We start from the raw sequence: 16,143 nt of genomic DNA, 5'->3' as shown, positions 1-16,143 counted from the left end.
TTTGCTCACAGGATCGCCCTCCCGCTGCCGAGGATCTGGCCGCGGCAGACGAAACCGATCTCGGCGTAGCGGCTGTCGAGGCCGCGGGGATGGCTGGTCCCGGTGTAGAAGCAGCCGTCGGGGATCGGGCCTTCGGGGCCTTTGTGTAGCGCAATGCCGAGACGGGTCTCATCGAGCCGCGCGGCGATCTTGCGACCGTTGATGAAGACCTCGTGGCCACGGTGGCTCACGACATCGCCCGGCACGCCCAGCACCCGTTTGCCGAAGAGCTGCGTGCCTTTTCCGAAATGCACTTCGACGAGCCTGCCTGCCGGCGGCTCGAAGAAGATCAGGCTGCCGCGCTCGATCCGCGCATGCTTGTCGAGCCAGAAGGCCCAGTTGGGCAGGCTCGGGCTAGCGTTGATGAGGAAGGCATGGTCTTTTGCGAAGGCGTCAACCGCGCCCCATCCGAGCGGCAGCAGCACCAGCGCGGTCAGGACAAGCGGCCGTTTGATCGTGCGGACAAGACGAGAGGCAAAGTGCGTCACTGACCGCCTCCCTGCTGAAGCTGGCGGGCGATCCGTGCGCGCAGTTCGTCGGTGGCATCGGGGGCATCGCCCGCGAGCACCGCTTCGCCGACCAGCACCACGCGGCCATCGGTTCCCATTTCTGCAACGGCACGCTCGGAGGCCTGGAGGAAGGCGAGCACGCGCGCCTGACTGGCTTCGGGATCCTGCTGCCCGCGCGCTTCGGCATCGACGAATGCGGCGATGGTCTCGGCAAGCCGGACGGTGACGATCTGCTGGCGCGGCTCGGAAAGCTCGCGGCTGACCCAGGTTACCCAGAGCAGTGCGGCGACGAGCGCGAGCACGCCAAGAATTCTCAGCAAGAGCGGGCGATTGAAGGATGGTAGTCTGCGCGTGTCAGTCACGGTTTGCCTCCCGGGCCGGATGGTTGTCGAGATCGGCCGCGAGCCGCTTGAGGAAGCGCGGCATGCGAAACAGCGTCACCGCGCCAGCGAGGACAAGGAAGCAGCCCTTGAGGTCCTGGCTGAACAGGCTGCGGCGCAGGCCGTCGGCTTCGAGATATCGGTCCGACAGATTGGCGAGCTGGGTGAAGAGGCCGCCAAGGTCCCAGCCCGCAACGAACAGGAACAGCGCGAGCGGCAATCCCAGCACGATCAGCAGCGAGGTCGCGGCAAAGCGCGCGGTCTCAATGAGGATGAAGCAGCTCCCTTGCAGGAACGGCAGCAGGCTGCGGATGTTGGCAGGAGGGGTCCGGTCGGCGAGATGCGAGACCATCATTGTCCGCCTCCCGCCACGATGCGGATGGCATCGGCGAGGCTGTGTCCGCGCCGCTCGCAGTCCTGGATCGCTGCATAAGTGTCGGGATCGGAGGAGTAGATCGTCGCCGAGAAGGGATCGAGCACGAGCCGGCCGACCGCCTCGGTCTCGGGACCCTTGATGAAGACCTCGCTGTACTCGGTGCCCGAACGCTTGAGGCTGCGGATCAGCGTTTCGGTGCGGTCGTCCATGTCGAGCCGCGCGTTCGCCCTGAAGTCGGCGATCGTCTCGGCCTTCTGCTGGAGCACCAGCATCCAGTCGCTGTTCTCGAGCGCGGCGCGCGCGCCATCGGACTTGTAGTAGTCATTGAGGGACTGGGTCGCGGTCGCAAGCGCGCCGCCATATTTGCGCGCGGTGCGGGCGTAGGTCTCGACGAACTCACCCATCGATCCGCCCTTGAGCATGGCCCAGGCCTCGTCGATCAGCAGCAACTTCTTGGTCGCCCGCGATGAGCGCGTCATCGCCTGGCTGGTCATGAACATGATCGCCGAAAGGACGACGCTTCGCAGTTCCTCGCGGGACGCGAGATCGCTCATCTCGAAGACGGTGAAATCATCGTCGAGTGCGAAGCTCGCCTTGCCTGCGAAGAACCCGCCATAGCTGCCGCCGCGGCAGAAGGGCGCGATCGCGGTGGCGAGATCGCGGCCCGCCTCGCTCTCCGAGCCATGGAGTGCATGCGCGACATCGTCGACCGATGCGCCGCTTCCGAGGGCCTCCCAGGTCGCGGTTACGGCCCGGTCGATCAGTCCGCGCTCGGTGTCGCTCGGTGCAGTGCCCGGTCGCGCCATCTGGCCGACAATCGCCTTGATCATGGCGAAGCAGTCGAGGCGGTAATCCTCGTCTTCGTGCGCACGGGCATCGTCGATCATCGAGAAGGGGTTGAGCGAGAAGCCCGAGGCGAGCGTGAACTCGACGAAGCGTCCGCCCTGCAGTTTGACCGAATGCTCGAAGCTGCGCCCGTCGTCGATCACCACGACCTTGGCGCCCGCACCGCGCAAGGCGGCGCAGAGTTCCTGCAGCAGCACCGACTTGCCCGAGCCCGACTTGCCGCAGATCGCGATATTGTGGTTGCCGGCAGTGTTTTCGAACGGCGACCACCAGAAGGGCTGGCCGCGGCGGCCAACCAGCAGAAGGTGCGGGATCACGCCGCCGAGATATTCCCCCTGCATCGGCGCGATATGTGCCGCTGTCGTCGAGAGCATGGTCTTGAGACGCTTCAGCCGCGCCATGTCGTCGGCGAGGCCATCGGCAAGGCTCAGGGGAAAGGCAGCGACGAGGCCCTGCAGCTGGAGGAAGCGCTCGTCTGCCAAATCCCAGCCCGCTGCCTTGTAGATCGCCTTGATGATGCGTTCGTGCGCGTCGCCCTGGCCGAGCGGCGAGATGCTGGTGAGCCCGTAGAACAGCTTCACGAGCTTCTTGCCGGCCTGGAGTTCTGCCTGAACGTGGCGCCATTCTGCCGACTGTTCGGCGAGTTTGGGGAGAAAGCGCGCGCTCTTGGTCTGGCTGAGGCTGGTCGTGCGCATGAACTTGAAGCCCGCGCGCGCCGATGCGGCTTCCTGGTCGGGGTAGACGAGGCACAGCATGGTCGCCGTCGGACAGGGGAAGCGCAGCTTGTCGGTGAACATGTCGCCGATGAGCCGCGCGCATTCCCAAGGTGCCCAGCGCTCAGGGGTAGAGCGCACGGCATAGTGCCGCACGTCGAAATGGTCGGGATAGCATTCGCCGACTTCGGGATTGCCCTCTTCGTCGCGGCCGGTCTCGCGAAAGCGCTCGGTCCTGAGGATCAGGCGATCGTCTTGGACCTCGAGCTCGATGTCGCGGCGGATGGCCTGGACATCGAGCGTATCATGCGGGTTCCACGCATGGATAGCGGTCTCGTGCGCGGTGGTCGGCGAGGTGAGCTCGTCGATCAGCGCCAGCAATCCGCCCGGGCGCAGCTCTTGCGCGTGGAGTCCGAGCGAATGGAGCATGCCCATCAACCCTTCGCGGCATTCGGAGAGTTCGGCATCGGTCACGCTGCCGGGCACCGGCACGCCAAGCGAGACGATCAGCCGGACGTTGCGCGCGTGGAAGGGCGCATGCGCTGAGCCCGAATTCCAGACGAGATCGTAAAGGCGCCTGGTGCGCGCCCTGGCGATCGCCTCGTAGATACCGCCCTGCTCGTAGCGCGGAGCGAACCAGGGGCCGACCACGCTGCCGATCCGCGGCGATGCGAAGTTCAGGACCTGGAGGCAGGCGCCCTGCGGCAGACCTTCGGAGAAGAACTGGCCAAGGATCTCGCCGGTCCGTTCGTCGGCCCCGATCAGCGGGGTGACTTCGAGCACGAAGCCCTTCGAGCGGGCATTGCGGTAGAACTTCGCCCCCTCGTCATAAACCCGGTAAGGCAGCCAGTCCGAGAGCATGTCGAGCCCGAAATGTGCTTGCGGATTTTCAGGCCGAGCCGTGTCGGCAAACAGGCCCCGCGAGAGTGCGTCGCGCGCGGCAGCAAGGGATAGCGTCACTGGCTCTCTCCTTCGGTCATGTCAGGGTGGGGGACCGGCTCGCGGGGAGGGGAAAACGAGCCAGGTCCCCCGGGTTCCGGCACGTCAGCGCCGGGCATCGCCGGAACGGGCTGCGAGGGGATGAACAGCTGTTCCGGCAATGTGTCTGTTGGTTGGAAATCGGTTGCGGGGTTGCTCTCGCGCGTCGCGGCAATAGTCGATGCCAGCGAGCGAAGGACTTCGCGGCGGCCCTGCGGGGCGCGCCAGCCTGTCCCTGCTTGTTCGGGCAGCGTCAGGTGAACGACGCGCGCCTCATGGTCGCGGCCCGCCGCGTCACGGTAGCCTGTCAGCACGACCTGCAGGCGGCGAACCGCTTCGCCGGTCGGGGTCACCGTCCAATGCGCGTCAACCGTGTCAGCCTTTTCGATGCCGGTCGCCCCGGCATCGATCGCGGAAGTCGGCGCGCAGGTCCCTTCGGGAGCGCGGCAGGCAAAGCTGCCTTTGACGTTGCCGCCAAGGCTGGCGCAGCCACTGGCCAAAAGGAGCGGCGCAGCGAGCACCATGGTGCGAAGGATCGGAAGCCGGCTCATTGCGCCACTCCCTTGCCTTCGGCGACGAAGCGGCGGATCGCCGCGGCATCGCGGTAGCCATGAAGCACCGCCCCATCGCGGGCGCGCACGATGACCGGAGTTCCGGCAAACCCGTTGGCTCTCGCAAAAGCTTCGTTGGCATCGAGCGCCTTGGCGTCCTTGCAGGTTTTGCCGGTCGCCGGCACCTGGCCGGCGTAGGCCGCATGGAGCGCCTTTGGCGGATCCTTCGCGCACAGCACCGCCTCGGAAATCTTGCGGCTTGCCGCGCCGAAGATCGAGATCGGTCGCTCTTCGACATGGACCCTGGCCTTGGCGAGTTCGCCCGCCAGGCGCTGGCAATACCCGCACTGGAAATCCGAGAAGACGACCAGGCGCTCGCCCTTGGGGTTGCCCCAGTGGATCGCGCCCGCAGCCGGAAGTGACGAGAGGTCGACATGGCTGGCGGCCGCCTGGATCGGTGCTTCGTCGCGTCCCGCCGGCGCGTCGCTGGCTACGCGTGCCGCACCGGCCGCAAGCAGGTCGGGATTGAGTTCGAGCAGGCGGGCGGCGGTCACGTCGCGCCGTTCTTCCATGTCGTAGAGACGGCCCACAAAAAGGTAGCGGGCGGTCTCGTCGATGTAGAACAGCGTGTCGCCCGAGACGACTTCGCACCAGGGGCCAAGCGTATCGCAGCTGATCGCATCGATCGGGGTCTTGGGCAGCCGCAGTTTCAGCGCCTGCGCGACATCGCTTGCCATGCCGGCGGCGCTCGCAGGCATGGCTGTGACGGCCGAGACGCCGAGCGTCAGCACGGCGGCGGCGCTCGAAAGGGCAAGGGCAAGGTGGGCGGCGCGGGCCTTCAGGCCCGGCCGGTGGTTATTGTAGTTCATTTGGAGGGGCTCCTGACGTGGACGCCGTCGAGAAAGACGATCTCGACCTCGATGCCGGTCGGCATCTCGACGACGGGTTGGTATTGTTCGGCGCGTTCGATGAGGTATCGGCTGACGGTGTCGGCGGCTTCGCCGGCACCTTGGCCAAAGCCGCCGGCGAGGATGTCGGTCGGCGACAGCGCCTCGCGCTGACCGTTGGCGCCGACCTGGCCGGTGAAGATGCTGTTGGCGTTGGCGGAAAATCCGCGCCCGAAGCCGCCAACGATCCCGGCCAGCAGCGCCTGGCTGACAAGGCTACCTTCGCGGCTGACCACGCGGCCACGCACACCCGACTTTCCGGCAAAGGAGATGAACCCCTTGACCTCGCTGACCGCGAAGCGGCCACCGGGCTGCGCGCAGGTCATGCGCACCAGCTTGACGTAGACCTTCTCGGCCGAGAGATCGCCGCGCGCCGCGCCATTGACGAGGCAGCCGGTAATGTCGGTGGTGAGCAGTTTGTTGCCGCGCATCACCGAGCGGGCCGGTCCGGTGATCCGGAGCACCACGGGAAGCGGATCGCTCTGGCTGGCAACGCCGGTCGAGGCGTCGACGCCCACGATGACCGTTGCCGGTGCGTAGCTGTTAGGCGGCAGGTAATCGCGGCTCGCTTCGAGCAGCAAGGCTGGCGCAGTCTCTGCCGCACGCGGCTTGCCGTCCTTGCCCGTCTCCGCGCCGAAACTCATCAGGCTGAGCTGCCCGCCCTGCGCCTCCGGTGCTCCTTGCGGAGGCTGGACAGCCCCGCCGGTGCCGACACCGGGGCCATAGGCCGGTGGTGGTGGCAGCGGCGGCGCAGCGGCCGGCGCCTTCGCAGCGTCGCTCAGCTGTGAACGCAGATTAGCGTTCTCGGCCGAGATCGCGTCGATCGCCGCCTGGCCGTCGGAGCGCATCTGGGCGTTCTCGCTGCGCAGGGCTTCGAGCTCCTGCTCGATTTCGGGGCGCGGCAGCTGGGCTTGCTGCAGATCCTTGATCGCGCGGCCTTGTGCATCGAGCCGGTTACCGTAACTCGCGACGAACTCGCGCTGCGAGAGGTTACGATTGACGAGGCCGCCGGTGTCGATCGTCGCCGCACCATTGGCATCACTGCCGCCCTCGTCGCCGTCGCCGCCGAAGATGAACATCCCGCCGCCGATGAGCGCGATGGCCCCGATCCCGGCGAGCAGCATCTTCTGGCGCTGCGCGATCTGCGAATTGAGGTTGCGCCGTCCGCTTTCACGCGCTTCCGGCGAGCCCGGCAGAGGCCTCTTTTCGGCGTCCTTCTGTGTTGCCTCGGCCATCAGTCGAGCCCTCCCTTGGCAAAGACAAGGAAGGCACTGGTCGCTTCACCGGGAGCGAGTGCATCGCGGCCATAAGCAAAGGCGAGCGCGCCTGCGGGACCCTCTCGCTCGGAGCCAAGCGCAAGGCTCTCCTTGCCGAGGTTGCGCACGAGGAAGCGCTGTCCGGTGAGTTCATCGCCCTGGTATTCGGCGACCAGCTGGACCTCGATCCCGCCGGTGCGGCGCGGAGCGGAGAGTTCAGCGCGAGCCGTGAACCCGGGCAGGACGGCATCGCTTGCCATCGCCTCGATCAAGCGGATCGCGGCGCCCTCGAGTCCGGTCTCGGTCTCCCATTCGGTAGCTGCGGATTTAGCGAGCGCGGGATTGGTGATGAAGAGCTGGGGCGCTTCTTCGCCGCCGAGGCGGCAGGCGAACTTGTAAACATAGCCCGCCTTGCTGGTCGCAAAAAAGCTGACCCGGGCAGCGGCAAATTGCGGGGGCACGGAGATATAGATGTCTCCGCGCACCGGCTCGTGCGTCACCTGGAAATCGTTGTAGGGAAAGCCGCTCGCGATCTTCGAGACATTGGCAAAGCCGTCATCGATGAGCGCAATCCGGGTGAGTTCGCCGCGGGCGAGTTCGCAGTCGATGGTCGCGTTGTCGGCCGCTTCGACGAACTGGTCGGCATGTGCCGGGACCGGCGCGAGCGCGAAGGCAAGGAAGGCGAGGCCGGTCAGCTTGAGCCCGTGATCGGGGCGCCGTGTCGCGCCGATCGCGAAACAGGCAAGGCCGGTTCCGGCAAGCGCAGCAGCGAGGGGAGATGGGAGAAGGCTCATTGGCCGGGTTCCTCCTTATCGGTGGGAAGTTGCTCGAAGCCGGCGAGCGCGAGGCTGAGGCCACGCTTCGCCCAGCGGAAACGGAAGGAGCGGCGCTGGCTCGCGATCACCTGCGCGCCGACAAAAGTCTTGAGCGTGCCGGTAACGGTCGAGGTCAGGTCCTTGGGATCGACATGCATTTCCGCGATCACGAAGGCCTGGCTGATGTCCGAGCCGCGCTGTTCCTCGACGATTCTGACGAGCTCGGCCTTGAGGCGGCCGTGCGCGGCGGGATCGGCGAGCTTCAGAATGTTCGCCATCCAGTAGTCGAGGCTTTCGGGTGCCCGGTTGAGGAGCATCAGCGCCGTGTCGCGGGTGACGAGCTCGAGATAGGGCGCGTCGATCCCGCCGCTCGAAACGGTGATCCGCTCGGCAGTGATCGGCACCAGCACAACCTGCTCGTCGCGGGTCACGGCGGCGCCAAGGCTGACCAGCGTGGTGAGGCCAAGGACACTTGCCAGCACGGCAAAGCGGTTGCGTTGTCGAAGGTAAGTCTGCGCCTGTTCGTGCGCGAATTCTGCTCGCATGGTTTGCCTCCCTCAGCCCGCCAGCAGGCGGCAGTGGGAGGGCGGCGTGGCTTTCAGCCCGAGAAAGCTCCCGGGCAGGTACCAGTACGCAGCATGCACCAGTGCCGAACCGGCGCCGCGTGCCTTTGCCTTCCGCAAGGCAAGCCAGGCCCCGGCGGCCAGGCCGATACCGATGAAGATATGCTGCGAGAGAATGCCCCAGGCGAAGGGAATGAGAATCCCTGCAAACTCGTCGATGGTCCAGAAGCCGATGAGCTCCGGGTCGTCGAGCCGCCGTGGAACGAGGTACCTGTCGGCCATGCCGCCCTCCTGTCGTGACCGGATCCGCTGATCAGATGACCGCGGTCACGACCGAGGTGACGATCGGCACGCCGGTGCCGACACCGATCCCGACGCCGACCGGCACCGCGACCTGGCCGAGCGAGAAGCGCCCGGAGGCGAGACCGATCAAACCGCCCGCAAGGCTGAGCACGGTGATGATCTTGCCGCCCGAGCCTTCGAGGAAGTCGGTGAACTTGGTCAACGCGGGGTCGAAGGTGGTGTCGGCGCCGGCAAATGCGGCACCGGCGCAGGCCAGCGCCACGCAGGCGGGAAGAATGTAGTCGCGGCCATGAGCACGGTTGAGCGTGCGCTGCTGGGCCGGAAGGGCAGTCTTGGTCATGGATGGAACCTTTCGAGGAATTGAACATCAGCCAGCGATGCGTTCGCTGTATGTTCTTTCCTCTTCCCGGAGCCGGGCTGTAGGAAATCGGGAACTGGATTTTGGGGCTGCCGATCAAGTAAAAAGCGACATCTGAAGGTGCGATGGCCGGGATTTGCGCCGGCCAATTGCGCTGCAGCGCCGACTGTGCCGGCTTTGGCGCGAAGCGTGCCGTCATATGCGCGAACACGACCGGAATTCGCGCGAATCACCGAAGGAAGCTGATTCGTTCCTTCCTCTATGTTCTCTTAATGTTCTTTTCGTTTTCCTACAGGCTTCCTTCGCGTTTAGCCGGTGATTCGATCACCTCCACCGGAAAGGATTCGCCGATGACCAACATGGCGCTCTTTGCAGAACAACAAGTTCGCGCCGACCTCGCCCGGCTGCTTTTGGCCGCCGTCGAAGCCAGCGGCCGTGCCCGCTGCGACATCGCGCGCGACGCGCAGATCCATAAGGATGCCCTGCGCCGCGTCCTTGCCGGCGAACGGTCGGCCAGCCTCGGCGAAGCCTTGCGCATTCTTGCAGCGTGCGGCGTCGCGCCGCACGCGCACTTGCTGCTGTTTCTCGTCAGCAGCGGCGATCACGCGATTGCGTGGCTGCAATCGGACCTCGCGCAATTCTTCGAGGACTTTTCCGGCGAACTGCCTTCAGCGCTCGAACGTGTCCTGGGCAACCAGGTTCACGATGTGAAGCCGCGCTGGGCTAAGGGCACGGCGCATCGTGTCGCCCGCCTGCTTTCCGATCACATCGACGAGCTTGAACGCAAGGACGCCCTGATTGGCGATGTCTTCGCCGGTACCGAAGGAGGCCATCGTGGGTGAAGAGATCGACAAGGAGGCAACAGAGCCCCGTCGGGTGACGCGTCTCGTTCGCTTGCCCGAAGTGCAGCACCGCGTCGGGCTTGGCCGTTCAACGATCTATCGCTGGATGGCCGAGGGCAAGTTTCCGAGGCCTGTGCAGCTCGGAGGATACTCGGTTGCGTGGGCGGAAAGCGAGATCGACGGGTGGGTGGCCGATCGTATTAAGCACTCGACATAGCCACCTCGACGTATCCCCTGTGACCAATAGAAAGAGCCCAGCTACCGTGCAGTAGATTGATCAGCTGGGGAGGGTGCCTCGCGAAGCCGGCGGGCGCGTTCGACAAAATGCTCCATCTGCGTGGCAGCGTGCAAGGTAAGCGGATGCGGCTTCGCATCGGCACGCGGGGATATGAATTCCGCGATTTCTTCGATTGCTGCCAGCTGATTGGCGCTGGCCTTCGACAGAAGGCCGAGCACCATGTTCTCAAGGGCGATCACCCTGATGCGCAACTGGATCATTTCGGCATCGGAAAGTGGCGGAATATCCCATTTCTCACAATCGGCAGCGAGCGCTTCCTGCGGCCCGCAGGGCAATGCCCCGCCTTCGTCTTCCCAGCGCGACAGCGCACCGGCTTTTCCCGTTTCCGACATATGCGGTTCCTTTCATAAGCACCGAGGCGATTGTCTGCGCGCTGCTCACATAGCACAAAGCCATGCCGGGACGCGCCTGGCACGGCGACAGCGAAGCCGGGCAAACGGAACCCCGCGCGTCGGGTTGGTTTGCACGCGGGGTTCCTGAACGGCCCCTTGGGGGCACCTGCGACCCGCAGGGCGTCGGGGGGAGGCGGGGCCGTCCTTTCCTGATCTTGCGATGTTCGTTTGTGTTTTTGCCGAGGGTATCTCCTGGATAGCCGTGTCACCGGGAAACGCGTCCGATCACATACCTTCCATGTCGTGATCGGCCATCGAGGACATGTCATGACCCGCATGGGGATCGGCCGGCTGGGTCGCCTCGCTCGCGGGTTGCGTGCGTGTTGCTGGAGGTGCGGGTGTGGCAGTTGCGCGTGATGCGGGAGAGGCAGCGTGCCGTGAGGCGGGCGTGGCGGCGCCATTTGTCGAAAGAGCGTCCTCCCGAGCGGTCGCTGCCTCATCTTTGGAGGGAGAGGCTGCCGGATCGGCAAGACCCGCCTCGGGTGCCGTGCCAGCCACCACCGCAGCTTCGCCCATAGGCGAAACCTCAGCAGCCGGTGTGCTCTCCTGCGCTTGGTCACAAGCGGCGAGAGCGAACGTCAATGGCGCGGTCGCGAGAAATGCTATCGCGGTGTTCGATTTCAGAATTCGCATGTTATTCAACTCCTTCAGAGCCACGAAACGCCAAGATGGTCCGGTCCGTGCGCGAGCTCGCCGCCAAGGAACCCCTGGATGAGAACGAGTGCCGCCATGGAGAAGATCGACGCGCGCAACCATGCGCGGCTCTGGCTCGGCCTGCTCGCGAGGTATGCCATCGCAATACCGAGAACCGCGATCAGCATACCGGTCCATCGATGGACTTGCATGACAGTATCGCCGCCGAACCACAGACCGGTGTGAATCCATCCGAACAGAACTGCGACGACTGCGCCGATTGCTCCGCCGTAGACGAGTACGCGCACCGCACTTTCCAGGCCCGCTCCTTTCCGGCGCATCACGAACAATTCGGTGGCCGCAGCCATGAAAAACAAGGCGATCGGGAAGTGGATCGTTGCCGGATGCAGCTTTTTCAGTACGGCCATGACGCCGGTTTCGCTCTCATCCGCATGGCCACCGGCCTCGTCATGGGCTGCGCCCGCTTCATCGTGCGCGCCGGAGGACTCGCCAGCATCCGCAGTCTCGCCCATCTGCGCCATGGCCGCCTGGTCGTGCACATCGCCATTGGTGGCAGCAGGCGCGGCGCTCGCCTCTTCGCCGTGCTTTTCGTCGCCATGAGCCTGAACGGGTCCGACGAAGAGCAGGCTTGCGGCGAGCAGCGCCAGAAATGAGGGGGCTTTCATGTCTCGTATGTCTCCCGACCCTGCAGTTAAAGTGCGACCTATGTGCCTGATACGCACGGCAGCCGCGTGCCCCTCGCATTAATTTGATAGTTCAGCGCGACTGAAGTGCGCCCGGGTGGTCACGCTTGCTGGCGGCATCATCGCGATCGTCGAACGCATTCGGCTCCTGGCCGCGTTCGGCCTGGCGAACGAGGGTAAGGCGTTCGCCCACGCGAATAAGCCCCATGGGCTCAGGCGAGCTTGCTCTTCTTTGCGCGGCGGCGCAGCCTCGGCATCCGGTTCGCCAGCAGGACGAAACCCGACAGGGCTATGATCGTGCCGCCAATGCCGAACAGCAGCAGCCACCAACTGTTGATGCGGTCGCGCTCGGTCCAGTCCATGATGTGGAGGCCCCAGATGAAATCGAACAGGCGCCATGTATCGCTGCGCGCCGCCCCGAGCGTGCCGCTGGCGGCATCGATGTAGATGCGCGTCGAAGCCTCGTCAGCATAGGTGACCTGCCAGGCCGGAAAAGGGCCGCGAAACTCGGTTCCGATGGGGTCATCGACGATCCGTGCGGCCTCGATGGTCGTGCGCGGCCCGGTCCATGCGCGCAAGGCGATGGATTTTGCCGTTGCCGCCGAGATGGGGGAGAGTTTACGCCCAGTCACCGGATCGTGGAGGCTCACGCTACCGTCAACCTTGCGGACCTCGGTCACGGCATCGCCGTCGAGCGAACGTGTCGTTACCGCTGCAAGAGTACCGTCGTTTGCGACCCAGGCCGGGAGCGGGGCATCGGCGGGCAGCGCCTCTTGTTCACGCGAAACGACATGTTCGGAGCGAACTTCTTCCAGGTCGAGAAACGACATGAGGGCGCCGGTTCCCATCCACAAGAGAACCTGGACACCGACGAAAATCGCCAGCCATTTGTGGATCTTGCTGCCGAGCACATGCAGGCGCAGCTTCAGCGACGGCGTTGCCAACCGGTGCTACCTCTTCGAAAGCCGTAATCAGTTGCGCGGCGCGCGCGACGAGGAATGGTACTGGACGATTCTCCACCCGTCCGCATCGTGAGCAAGCACCGATGTCGCCACGCCGTCGCGCTCGATCACCCGGCCATCGCTAAGTTCGATGCGATAGCCATACGTCTCATAGGCATGGGCCATGTGCCCCATCCGGGTGACGGTCAGCGTGGGGTCGGTAAAGGTGAAGCTCACAATCGCGTCGAGCTCGGGGCCCAAATGGTGCTCCATGTAATTGGCAAAGCTTCCTTCGGCCTTGCCATTCTCGAAGATCGCCGAGTCCTCGGCGAAGAGCGCGCGCATTGCCTGCGCGTCGCGCGCTTCAAGAGCGGTGCGATAGGCCTTGAGGGTTTCTTCAGCGCCCGCGACATCGTCCGCCGAAGCGTCCATCGCGTGCATCTGATGGTTCGCATGGGAAGAGTGGTCCATCTGCTGCGCGAAGGCTGGCAGCGGTATCAGCGTGGCAACAAGCGCAGTCGCCGCGATGCGTGTCAAAGGCTTGGTCATGGAAGTTCTATCCTTTTTGAGATTTCAGAACCAGAATCGCACACCGACGACATAATTGGTGACGCTCGGATCCTCTCCGGCGGCCCGCGCAAAATCCGCGCTGTCGCCGATGCGCCATTCCTGGGAAACGCCGACATAGGGCGCGAATTCGCGTGCGAACTCGTAGCGAAGACGCAGACCTGCCTCGATCCGGTCGAGGCCAGCGCCAATGCCGAGTTCGGGAATATCCTGAGCGGAAAGTGCGATTTCGGCACGCGGTTGAAGGATCAGCCGCTGCGTGATGCGCTGATCAAGTTCGCCCTCAAAACGCGCCGTCACATCGCCCTTGGTGGAGACGAAGGCCGCGGCATCGACCTCGAACTGGTAAGGCGCGATCCCTTGGATACCGATAACCGCGTGCGTGCGTTCCGGACCGGTCAGGTCCTGGCGAACACCCGCCTGGAAATCGAAGAAGGGCGCAATGGCGCGGCTCCAGAGCGCCTGGACCTCGGCGCCTTCTATGGGTTCGCCGAAGCTGCCCTCACCCTCGGACTTGAACCAGAATTTGTCGATGTCGCCGCCATAATATCCCTGGATGTCCCACAGATATCCATCCTTCCCCTCGCGGGCGCGGTACTCGAGCCGGTCGCCCTGAAACCAGAAGCGCATTCCTCCGTCGGTCTCGCGGACAAGCTCGCGGCGCGCTTCGTTCATGGCTTCCTCGCCCCAGATGGCGACCGCCGCGCGCGCTGGGCCGCTCCCTGCTTCTGGAGGAGGCGGCAGCAGCGGGATATCATCGTCCGAGCCCATCTGCATCGCCGAATGGTCCATGCCCTGCCTGTCCTGCGAAGGCGTCTCCCCATGGTTCATCTGGCTGTGATCCATCTGCCCATGGTCCATCGACGAACTGGCCTCCGCCTGACCCATCTCGCCGTGATTCATCTGCGAATGATCCATCGCGCCTTCGGCGGGCTTGCCCTGCGGCATCGAGCCGTGATCCATTCCTTCATGACTTTCGGGCGATGCCTGTGGACGGGCAGCGTCCACAGGCATTGTCATGCCAGAATGGCCATCCTGAGCGGTCATCGCACCATGATCCATGGTTGAGTGATCCATCTGCGAGCGGTCCATGGCGGCTTCAGGTTGAGCAGCCGGTTCGCATGCTCCATCTGCAACCGGATGCCCCATCGCGCGGTGGCGCTCGGCTTCTTCCTCGCACTTCGTCTTCGCGTCAGCCTGCGCCTCGGCGCTTTGCTGCGGCTCCGCCGGCGAATGACCGGCATGCTGCGCCGCCGCGGGGGAGGCGAGAACTGAGCCGGCTGCGACCGATGCGAGCAGGCTGACAATACGAATTTTCATGCTTCGCTCCCGTCGGGATTGGCGACCGTGACGATCTGAAACATCCCGGCATGCATGTGGTAGAGAAGGTGACAGTGGAAGGCCCAGTCGCCCGGCTCGTCCGCCGTCAGGTCGAACTGCGCGCTGCCACCCGGCTGCAGGATTACCGTGTGCTTGAGCGGTTGACGATCGGCCGGCGCGCCATTGACCAGCTCGAAGAAATGACCGTGCAAGTGAATGGGGTGCGCCATCATCGTGTCGTTGACGAGCTTCACGCGCACGCGCTCGTTATAGGCGAAACGGATCGGCTCGTCTGAGACGGCGGAGAACTTCTTGCCGTCGAACGACCACATGTAGCGCTCCATATTGCCGGTCAGATGAATTTCCATTCGCCGGGACGGCGTGCGGCCCTCGCGGTGTGGAGTCAGCGCGCGCAGCTTGCGATAGTCGAGCGTACGATGCGGCACATCGGCGAGACCGATGCCGGGATCGCCCATGCGGTCGACCGGGTTCATCGAGACCATGTCGAGACCGGGCCCGACCTTCACATCGGGCGGCAGAAGCGACGTGTCGCGCATCTGCATCCCCGACATGCCGGCCATGCCTGCCATCTCGGATTGGCCGGACGAACCATGATCCATCCCCGCCATGTCGCCGCCACTTCCGTGGTCCATGCCCGACATGCCGGCATCGCCAGACGAGCCGTGGTCCATGCCGCTCATGCCCATGTCGGCCATGGTCAGAAGCGGCGGATCGCGCAGCGGCGGAATGGCGGCGCGAGCGCCGGGTGCGCTCGCGAGTGTGGCAATACCCATGCCCGAGCGGTCCATCGACTCCGCGACCAGCGTGTAGGCTTGTTGCGCGCCCGGCGTCACGACGACGTCGTATGTCTCGGCCACACCGATCTGGAACTCGTCGACCTCCACCGGCTCGACGTTCTGCCCGTCCGCCTGAACGATGGTCATCGGCAGGCCGGGAATGCGAATATTGAAGAAGGTCATGGCGCCGGCATTGATGAAGCGCAGCCGCACGCGTTCGCCCGGGCGGAAGAGGTATTCCAGATTGTCGAGCGGGCCATGGCCGTTCAGAAGATAGGTATAAGCCGCGCTCGACACGTCGAGGATGTCCGTCGGCATCATGCGCATTTTCGCCCACATCCGGCGATCCTCGCCCGAAAGCGGGTAATCGTCGGTCCAGGTGTTCTGGTTGTAGTTGAAGTAGCCTTCGCCCTTCTTGAGCTTGTCGAAAATGGTGTGGGGCGACATGGCGCTGAATTCGCTCAGCACCACGATATATTCGCGGTCGGCCTGAACCGGATCGGGTCCGGCGGGATCGATCACGATCGCGCCGTAATGCCCGGCCTGTTCCTGCAGGCCGCTATGCGAGTGCCACCAGTAAGTGCCCGATTGGCGAACCGGAAACTCGGCGGTGAAGGTCTCTCCCGGTTTGACACCGGGGAAGCTCACGCCGGGCACTCCATCGAGCTGAAACGGCACGAGCAGACCGTGCCAGTGGATCGAAGTATCTTCCTCGAGCTGGTTATGGACATTGAGCCGGACGGTCGTGCCTTCCTGCAAACGCAACAGCGGACCGGGGATCGTGCCATTGACGGCGATCGCGCCGCCGCGCCTGTTGCCGGTCGCGAAGGCCGATCGGGCAACGGTGAGGTCGATATTGGGGCCGGATATCTCGTCCAGCCCCTTGCGGGCGTTACCTGCGAGGATGTCCGCGCCCCGTGCCCAGGCAGGCATCGCCCCGGCAAGGCCGAGCAGACCCATTCCTCCTGCTCCGGCTCCGAGAAACTTGCGTCGATTGACGGCGATCATAAAGGGC

19 protein-coding genes are annotated in these 16,143 nt (G+C 64.7%); 2 read left to right on the top strand and 17 right to left on the bottom strand.

Annotated elements, in window-relative coordinates:
- Window positions 1–5: 5 nt before the first annotated feature.
- The 11 genes from B2G71_RS03970 to B2G71_RS03920 are packed head-to-tail and all read right to left on the bottom strand — an operon-like array spanning window position 6 to window position 8,616.
- Window positions 6–527 carry a S26 family signal peptidase gene (locus tag B2G71_RS03970; protein ID WP_098104462.1) on the bottom strand — a complete coding sequence of 174 codons (522 nt, stop codon included), beginning with the start codon at window positions 525–527 and terminating at the stop codon, window positions 6–8.
- On the bottom strand, window positions 524–910 hold the full coding sequence (locus B2G71_RS03965; RefSeq protein WP_240530002.1) for a type-F conjugative transfer system protein TrbI: 387 nt from the start codon (window positions 908–910) through the stop codon (window positions 524–526). The genes B2G71_RS03970 and B2G71_RS03965 overlap by 4 nt, the downstream gene beginning before the upstream one ends.
- Complete coding sequence (locus B2G71_RS03960; protein WP_098104460.1) at window positions 903–1,283, bottom strand: hypothetical protein; 381 nt, start codon at window positions 1,281–1,283, stop codon at window positions 903–905. Before B2G71_RS03960 ends, B2G71_RS03965 begins: the two co-directional genes overlap by 8 nt.
- Window positions 1,280–3,823 carry a type IV secretion system protein TraC gene (gene traC / locus B2G71_RS03955; protein ID WP_098104459.1) on the bottom strand — a complete coding sequence of 848 codons (2,544 nt, stop codon included), beginning with the start codon at window positions 3,821–3,823 and terminating at the stop codon, window positions 1,280–1,282. The genes B2G71_RS03960 and traC overlap by 4 nt, the downstream gene beginning before the upstream one ends.
- Window positions 3,820–4,392, bottom strand: coding sequence for a hypothetical protein (locus tag B2G71_RS03950; protein WP_098104458.1), 573 nt, complete (start codon window positions 4,390–4,392; stop codon window positions 3,820–3,822). The genes traC and B2G71_RS03950 overlap by 4 nt, the downstream gene beginning before the upstream one ends.
- The gene (locus B2G71_RS03945; RefSeq protein WP_098104457.1) at window positions 4,389–5,261 is read right to left on the bottom strand and encodes a DsbC family protein; all 873 of its coding nucleotides are present in this window, start codon (window positions 5,259–5,261) and stop codon (window positions 4,389–4,391) included. The genes B2G71_RS03950 and B2G71_RS03945 overlap by 4 nt, the downstream gene beginning before the upstream one ends.
- A complete protein-coding gene (locus tag B2G71_RS03940) occupies window positions 5,258–6,574 on the bottom strand; it encodes a TraB/VirB10 family protein (protein WP_098104456.1) in 1,317 nt (438 codons plus the stop codon). Before B2G71_RS03940 ends, B2G71_RS03945 begins: the two co-directional genes overlap by 4 nt.
- Window positions 6,574–7,389 carry a type-F conjugative transfer system secretin TraK gene (locus B2G71_RS03935; RefSeq protein WP_098104455.1) on the bottom strand — a complete coding sequence of 272 codons (816 nt, stop codon included), beginning with the start codon at window positions 7,387–7,389 and terminating at the stop codon, window positions 6,574–6,576. The genes B2G71_RS03940 and B2G71_RS03935 overlap by 1 nt, the downstream gene beginning before the upstream one ends.
- A complete protein-coding gene (locus B2G71_RS03930) occupies window positions 7,386–7,955 on the bottom strand; it encodes a type IV conjugative transfer system protein TraE (protein WP_098104454.1) in 570 nt (189 codons plus the stop codon). Before B2G71_RS03930 ends, B2G71_RS03935 begins: the two co-directional genes overlap by 4 nt.
- Before the next feature lie 12 nt (window positions 7,956–7,967).
- Window positions 7,968–8,255, bottom strand: a complete 288-nt coding sequence (traL, locus tag B2G71_RS03925; RefSeq protein ID WP_006834208.1) for a type IV conjugative transfer system protein TraL — start codon at window positions 8,253–8,255, stop codon at window positions 7,968–7,970.
- 31 nt (window positions 8,256–8,286) lie between these two features.
- Window positions 8,287–8,616, bottom strand: a complete 330-nt coding sequence (locus tag B2G71_RS03920) for a hypothetical protein (protein WP_098104453.1) — start codon at window positions 8,614–8,616, stop codon at window positions 8,287–8,289.
- Between the two features lie 143 nt (window positions 8,617–8,759).
- Here B2G71_RS03920 and B2G71_RS03915 point away from each other — a divergent pair, with 143 nt between their 5' ends.
- Together B2G71_RS03915 and B2G71_RS03910 are read left to right on the top strand one after the other, a co-directional pair.
- Window positions 8,760–9,476, top strand: coding sequence for a hypothetical protein (locus B2G71_RS03915; protein ID WP_230279345.1), 717 nt, complete (start codon window positions 8,760–8,762; stop codon window positions 9,474–9,476).
- The gene (locus B2G71_RS03910; RefSeq protein WP_206049321.1) at window positions 9,439–9,693 is read left to right on the top strand and encodes an AlpA family transcriptional regulator; all 255 of its coding nucleotides are present in this window, start codon (window positions 9,439–9,441) and stop codon (window positions 9,691–9,693) included. Before B2G71_RS03915 ends, B2G71_RS03910 begins: the two co-directional genes overlap by 38 nt.
- A 41-nt stretch (window positions 9,694–9,734) precedes the next feature.
- Here B2G71_RS03910 and B2G71_RS03905 read toward each other — a convergent pair whose 3' ends face one another.
- The 6 genes from B2G71_RS03905 to B2G71_RS03880 all read right to left on the bottom strand — a co-directional run bounded on the left by B2G71_RS03905 (window position 9,735) and on the right by B2G71_RS03880 (window position 16,136).
- Window positions 9,735–10,106 (bottom strand): hypothetical protein, encoded by a 372-nt coding sequence (locus B2G71_RS03905; protein WP_098104451.1) that lies wholly within the window; start codon window positions 10,104–10,106, stop codon window positions 9,735–9,737.
- Between the two features lie 707 nt (window positions 10,107–10,813).
- Window positions 10,814–11,485 carry a DUF2231 domain-containing protein gene (locus tag B2G71_RS03900; protein ID WP_009823986.1) on the bottom strand — a complete coding sequence of 224 codons (672 nt, stop codon included), beginning with the start codon at window positions 11,483–11,485 and terminating at the stop codon, window positions 10,814–10,816.
- A gap of 230 nt (window positions 11,486–11,715) precedes the next feature.
- A complete protein-coding gene (locus tag B2G71_RS03895; RefSeq protein WP_009823988.1) occupies window positions 11,716–12,447 on the bottom strand; it encodes a PepSY domain-containing protein in 732 nt (243 codons plus the stop codon).
- 27 nt (window positions 12,448–12,474) lie between these two features.
- Window positions 12,475–12,993, bottom strand: a complete 519-nt coding sequence (locus B2G71_RS03890; RefSeq protein WP_082924209.1) for a nuclear transport factor 2 family protein — start codon at window positions 12,991–12,993, stop codon at window positions 12,475–12,477.
- 24 nt (window positions 12,994–13,017) lie between these two features.
- Window positions 13,018–14,331: a copper resistance protein B gene (locus tag B2G71_RS03885; RefSeq protein ID WP_066761575.1), complete on the bottom strand. Its 1,314-nt coding sequence runs from the start codon at window positions 14,329–14,331 to the stop codon at window positions 13,018–13,020.
- The gene (locus B2G71_RS03880) at window positions 14,328–16,136 is read right to left on the bottom strand and encodes a copper resistance system multicopper oxidase (protein ID WP_066761574.1); all 1,809 of its coding nucleotides are present in this window, start codon (window positions 16,134–16,136) and stop codon (window positions 14,328–14,330) included. The genes B2G71_RS03885 and B2G71_RS03880 overlap by 4 nt, the downstream gene beginning before the upstream one ends.
- Window positions 16,137–16,143: the final 7 nt, after the last annotated feature.

Origin of the sequence: Novosphingobium sp. PC22D, from assembly GCF_002556635.1 — a bacterium.
Classification (GTDB): domain Bacteria; phylum Pseudomonadota; class Alphaproteobacteria; order Sphingomonadales; family Sphingomonadaceae; genus Novosphingobium.
Note: the sequence above shows the minus strand (reverse complement) of the source record. Positions and strands in the feature narration are given on the sequence as shown.

Bases quoted from the DNA above. Each gene is read 5' to 3' on its own strand.
- B2G71_RS03930 (WP_098104454.1), bottom strand. From the start codon at position 7,955: ATGCGAGCAGAATTCGCGCACGAACAGGCGCAGACTTACCTTCGACAA.
- B2G71_RS03940 (WP_098104456.1), bottom strand. From the start codon at position 6,574: ATGGCCGAGGCAACACAGAAGGACGCCGAAAAGAGGCCTCTGCCGGGC.
- traL (WP_006834208.1), bottom strand. From the start codon at position 8,255: ATGGCCGACAGGTACCTCGTTCCACGGCGGCTCGACGACCCGGAGCTC.
- B2G71_RS03910 (WP_206049321.1), top strand. From the start codon at position 9,439: ATGTCTTCGCCGGTACCGAAGGAGGCCATCGTGGGTGAAGAGATCGAC.
- B2G71_RS03950 (WP_098104458.1), bottom strand. From the start codon at position 4,392: ATGAGCCGGCTTCCGATCCTTCGCACCATGGTGCTCGCTGCGCCGCTC.
- B2G71_RS03890 (WP_082924209.1), bottom strand. From the start codon at position 12,993: ATGACCAAGCCTTTGACACGCATCGCGGCGACTGCGCTTGTTGCCACG.
- B2G71_RS03935 (WP_098104455.1), bottom strand. From the start codon at position 7,389: ATGAGCCTTCTCCCATCTCCCCTCGCTGCTGCGCTTGCCGGAACCGGC.
- B2G71_RS03885 (WP_066761575.1), bottom strand. From the start codon at position 14,331: ATGAAAATTCGTATTGTCAGCCTGCTCGCATCGGTCGCAGCCGGCTCA.
- B2G71_RS03905 (WP_098104451.1), bottom strand. From the start codon at position 10,106: ATGTCGGAAACGGGAAAAGCCGGTGCGCTGTCGCGCTGGGAAGACGAA.
- B2G71_RS03900 (WP_009823986.1), bottom strand. From the start codon at position 11,485: ATGAAAGCCCCCTCATTTCTGGCGCTGCTCGCCGCAAGCCTGCTCTTC.
- B2G71_RS03920 (WP_098104453.1), bottom strand. From the start codon at position 8,616: ATGACCAAGACTGCCCTTCCGGCCCAGCAGCGCACGCTCAACCGTGCT.
- B2G71_RS03915 (WP_230279345.1), top strand. From the start codon at position 8,760: ATGGCCGGGATTTGCGCCGGCCAATTGCGCTGCAGCGCCGACTGTGCC.
- B2G71_RS03945 (WP_098104457.1), bottom strand. From the start codon at position 5,261: ATGAACTACAATAACCACCGGCCGGGCCTGAAGGCCCGCGCCGCCCAC.
- B2G71_RS03960 (WP_098104460.1), bottom strand. From the start codon at position 1,283: ATGATGGTCTCGCATCTCGCCGACCGGACCCCTCCTGCCAACATCCGC.
- B2G71_RS03880 (WP_066761574.1), bottom strand. From the start codon at position 16,136: ATGATCGCCGTCAATCGACGCAAGTTTCTCGGAGCCGGAGCAGGAGGA.